We start from the raw sequence: 4,257 nt of genomic DNA on the forward strand, positions 1-4,257 counted from the left end.
TGTTTTTATTGATTATATATTGCGCTTCACGCACATTTTTTGTTTTTGGGTTTACTTTTTTATTTTCTTCTTTAAAATTTTCTAAACTTCGTTTACCTACACTTGCATCTGGATAAGCAGGATATGTTACAGGTGCAACATCTAAAAGACGTTCAAACTTTACAATTTGCCTTAGTTCTACATCATCTTTTCTTTGAATCCATTTTTGCTCTTTAATTCTAAAAGCAAAAGAAGAACCAGAAACATCACCACTTTCTATTGCATCTTCTAAATCTTCTGCATAACTTCTTTTTGGTGTTGTATAAGAATATTTTAAACCTTCGTCTGTTAACTCTAAATTTAAAGTACCTTTACCATTTACAGAACGTGCTAAAATGTAGTTTGGGTTATGATTAAAAAGGCATCTTACATCATCATTCATTACATCATCAAAAGCACCTGGTAAAATTTCTTCATCAAACCAATTACCTATTCTTGTAACAGAATTATACAATGCAGCCATACCTTCTATTACTTTAGAAGTGTTTTCTCCATCTGCTCTAGTTTCCATTTTTACAGTAGTTGTAAAATATCTACGTTCTGCAGCATCAATACCTTTTATATAATCTTTGTCTTTACTCATTTTGTAGTTTTTTTAAATTAGCATCTACTTGCTCTAATGTTTGCATATTAACAGCTGTTAATGGTTCTGATAAACCATCTATTTCATTTAAATCTAACAAGCTTCTAACTTCATTTCTAGTATATACACCTGCATATATCATAGTTGATAAAAAGGCTGCTTGTGTTTTTTTATCGGCTTCTAACAAAGAATTTGAGTTATGATGTACTGCATAACCTCTTTGTTTTTCGCTTTCTACAAATAGTTTTTCTACTTGCTCTTGCTTAAATTTTATAGACCATGGTAAAACCGAATTTGATATATAATCTATATTCAGGCTTTCCATATTAGAGTAGTTGCTATTTTCTGTATCTTTTAACTTATGTGTAGGTATGTTTAACCAACGTGCAACTTCGCCAATGGCGTGTTTATTGGTTTCTAAAAACATAGATTCTTGTGGTGTTAACGATATGTGTTGAAAAGATGATGCTTCATCTATTACAGATACTTTGTAATTTGAAGAAGAATTTAAACGGTTTTCTATAGCTTGTGCATATCTTGTTTTAGCATCTGGATCCATTTTTGTAGCAGATGTCATTACACCCATACCAATACCTTTAGAAGCATAATATTCTTCTGCAAACTCTTGGCTACTTAATGCAACCCCTAAAGATTTGGCAGCATACGCAACTACACCAATACCTGTAATTCCGTTTTCTGAAAAACCAATTACATGTTCTATATTTTTACCTTCTACTACTTTACCATCAAAATGATAAAATAGTTTGCCATTGAATTTTTTTACAGTAACAGGCGTTAACCTTTCATCTATAAATTGTCTAGATTCTACTTTGCCTGTAACTGCGTTTCTAATAATTTCTGAATACGCATTGCCTTTTAAGATTGCGCATTGCATCATGATAGAATCGTAATTAAAGGCGCTCATGTATTGGTTAGGCCTTTTATTTAACAATCTATTTACAGGATGTGAAGTGTCTTTGGTTCTGGTGTTTCCTTCTTTTATAATTACAGATTTAGGCAATTTTGCGTAATCATTACACAAAATTGTAATTCCGTTATAAAAAGCAGAAAGTGTTTTTGCAGAATTAGTGTTTACAGGTGTACCATTTTTTGTTGATGCACCACCAATCCAATTTAAAAAACTGTTAGAACCTACCAAATTTAAGGCAGATCTAGTAGAATTATTATGTTGAATTGCTTGTAATAACATTAAACACCGTTTTTGTACGATGTAAAATTGCTATTAATGTGAAGTTTTTTTGGGGACTTTTAGTCCCTTTTTTAAAAAAGGTGATTACATAGGGTTGTTGGTAGTAATTTTGTTTACTTCAAGTCTATTAAAGTGTGCTTTTCTACTAAATCAATTTTATATAATTTACCTTCATCTAATACATACCTACCAACCACAATATTATCTTCTGTAATATCTTTTAAAGTAATTGCATTTATGCTAACTTTTTTCTCATATTCCACAAAACTACTACCAACATCATATAAATTTAATTGCTCTAATTCACTTCTTAAATGTATCAATTCTCTTTGCAATTCTGCTAAAGTATCTACATCACCATTATCTACATCTTCTATTAATCCATTTAAAGTTTTTACTATATCCATTTTTGTTAATTTATTTCATTATTAATAATACGCAACTAATTTTATATGCAAAACGTTATTTAAAAAATTTTGATTGATGTTTAAAATTAGGTTTTACTTTTAAAAGGTTTTTTATAGAAACAGAAATCTTATCTAATTCTTTTGCCAATCCTTTTGCTGCTTCTGGCAATTTACAAGCAAAATCTTTTAATTGCTTTTCTTCTTTCATTTTTTTGTAGTTTTTGAAGTTGTTAAATAGTTGAAAATTAAATAACCAAAGTAGATTTCTAAAACAATTAGTAAAATTACTAAAATATATCTTACTGGGTTTTTAAATAGTGGCAATTCTAACAATAAAGAGGTTACAAAAGCAAGTAAAAAAATGCCAATTATTGTAATGATTAGTTTTAGATTATCCATTTATAATTTTAGATTTTAAGTATTTATTTATAATTTTATGTACTGTGGTTTGCAACAAACCTGTTTCTTTTGCAATGTTAGGTACTGTGTTTTCTTTTAAGGTTAGAAATAGATGTATTACATTTACTTCTTTTTTATCTTGTAAATCACTCATTTTTGTAAGCTTTTTAAATAATTATTTTTTTGTTTTTTAAAAGAATCAAAAGAAGTGTATTTTTCTTCTTTAAAGATTTTATAGTGCATCAGATTTACAATTTCGAAAGCTGTTTTTTGACTTTTACATTTTGGTAATATTTGAAACCAATATTCAAAAAAACCTTGTCTGGTTCCTAATTTTTGTGCAATAGGCAATACCATTGCTTCTATTTGTTGCTTAAATTGCTCTGATGTTTGGCTCATTTATAAGTAACGTTTAAACTGCTTGATGCAATGTTGTTGGTTTATGAATTGGTAAACTAATGGTTTTTTTAATGTTTAGATCTGCAGATAACATTGCGTTTTCTAAAGATTTTATACCTAAATGCAAATACCTGTCTGTGGTTTCTGATTTTTTATGGCGTAACAACTTCTGGATAAACTTTATATCCATACCATTATCTAACCAATGTGTTGCTCTACTGTGTCTTAAATCGTGTACTCTAATTTTTCTAGTGATTTTTGCAGTTGACAAGGCTTTATTTAAAATTTTACGTACACTAGAAGCACTGTATTTTTCGTTTTGTTGACCTTGAAATAAATACTTTGTTGGTTTATATTGTTTATAGTAGATTCTTAACAGGTTTTTGGTTTCTTCTGGTATTGGCACATAAGCATCTTTACCACCTTTGCCTTTTACAATTTTAATTTTGTTGGCTGTTTTACTAATATCTTCTACTTTTAAATTTAAGCATTCGCTTAATCTTAATGCACAGCTGTAAATTAACTGAATAATTGCTTCGTGTTTTAGGTTTTCTATGGTATTTATTACCTGGCAAACTTCTGTTTCTGTTAAAATATTTGGGATAAATTCGGCTACTTTTGGCTGTGGTATTTTTGCTATGGATGTATAGTTTAAAACACCAACAAAAAAGTGATTTAATGCACCATGACTTTGTTTTATAGTTCTAGCTTTTCCTCTCTTTACCAAAAAAGAAACAATTTGTTGCTTTGTAGTTTTTAATGGTTCTGGATGTATTTGTAAAAATCCATTAACTATTGATGTATAAATTAAAATAGTTCTGTTTGCTAATCCTATCATCTTTAAATAATTTTGATAATCTTTAATGTAATTTTTCATAGTTTTTTGTTTTAGTTATTTTTTAAAAGGTGTGTATATAGGGTAGTTGTAAAACATAGCCACTAAACAGGACATCGTTTACTATAACACTTCTCGCCATCAGTAGGTAATTTGCATACTTGGCAGTAATTGTCTTGTGGCAACGATTTTACAACAATGGGTATAGTGCATTGCTCTTTGTAGGCTTTATTAAAAACCTCGTATGCCCAATGTGCTGTTTGTGTTTTGTCATTATGTCCAAAATACTCACGCAAGTTCTTTACTTGCCAATCTTCTAATATAATTTTTACCATTTTAATAATATTTTTAGTTAATAATCCGCAACGCACCATACCCTAGTACG

General features: G+C 29.0%; 8 protein-coding genes. All 8 read right to left on the bottom strand.

Annotated features, from left to right (window positions below):
- On the bottom strand, positions 1-622 hold a 622-nt coding region (locus ACTG3S_RS13930; RefSeq protein WP_439129940.1), incomplete at its 3' end, for an HK97 family phage prohead protease.
- Positions 615-1,832: a phage portal protein gene (locus ACTG3S_RS13935; protein WP_439129941.1), complete on the bottom strand. Its 1,218-nt coding sequence runs from the start codon at positions 1,830-1,832 to the stop codon at positions 615-617. The genes ACTG3S_RS13930 and ACTG3S_RS13935, both read right to left, overlap by 8 nt.
- Positions 1,833-1,945: 113 nt before the next feature.
- Positions 1,946-2,239, bottom strand: a complete 294-nt coding sequence (locus tag ACTG3S_RS13940; protein ID WP_439129942.1) for a hypothetical protein — start codon at positions 2,237-2,239, stop codon at positions 1,946-1,948.
- 55 nt (positions 2,240-2,294) lie between these two features.
- Positions 2,295-2,447 carry a hypothetical protein gene (locus ACTG3S_RS13945; RefSeq protein ID WP_439129943.1) on the bottom strand — a complete coding sequence of 51 codons (153 nt, stop codon included), beginning with the start codon at positions 2,445-2,447 and terminating at the stop codon, positions 2,295-2,297.
- Between the two features lie 183 nt (positions 2,448-2,630).
- Positions 2,631-2,792 (bottom strand): hypothetical protein, encoded by a 162-nt coding sequence (locus ACTG3S_RS13950; protein WP_439129944.1) that lies wholly within the window; start codon positions 2,790-2,792, stop codon positions 2,631-2,633.
- Positions 2,789-3,037, bottom strand: a complete 249-nt coding sequence (locus tag ACTG3S_RS13955; RefSeq protein ID WP_439129945.1) for a hypothetical protein — start codon at positions 3,035-3,037, stop codon at positions 2,789-2,791. Before ACTG3S_RS13955 ends, ACTG3S_RS13950 begins: the two co-directional genes overlap by 4 nt.
- A 13-nt stretch (positions 3,038-3,050) precedes the next feature.
- Positions 3,051-3,914, bottom strand: coding sequence for a tyrosine-type recombinase/integrase (locus ACTG3S_RS13960; protein ID WP_439129946.1), 864 nt, complete (start codon positions 3,912-3,914; stop codon positions 3,051-3,053).
- A gap of 62 nt (positions 3,915-3,976) precedes the next feature.
- Positions 3,977-4,207: a hypothetical protein gene (locus ACTG3S_RS13965; protein ID WP_439129947.1), complete on the bottom strand. Its 231-nt coding sequence runs from the start codon at positions 4,205-4,207 to the stop codon at positions 3,977-3,979.
- Between the last annotated feature and the right edge of the window lie 50 nt (positions 4,208-4,257).

The organism is Polaribacter sp. (genome assembly GCF_965656025.1).
Classification (GTDB): Bacteria; Bacteroidota; Bacteroidia; order Flavobacteriales; family Flavobacteriaceae; genus Polaribacter.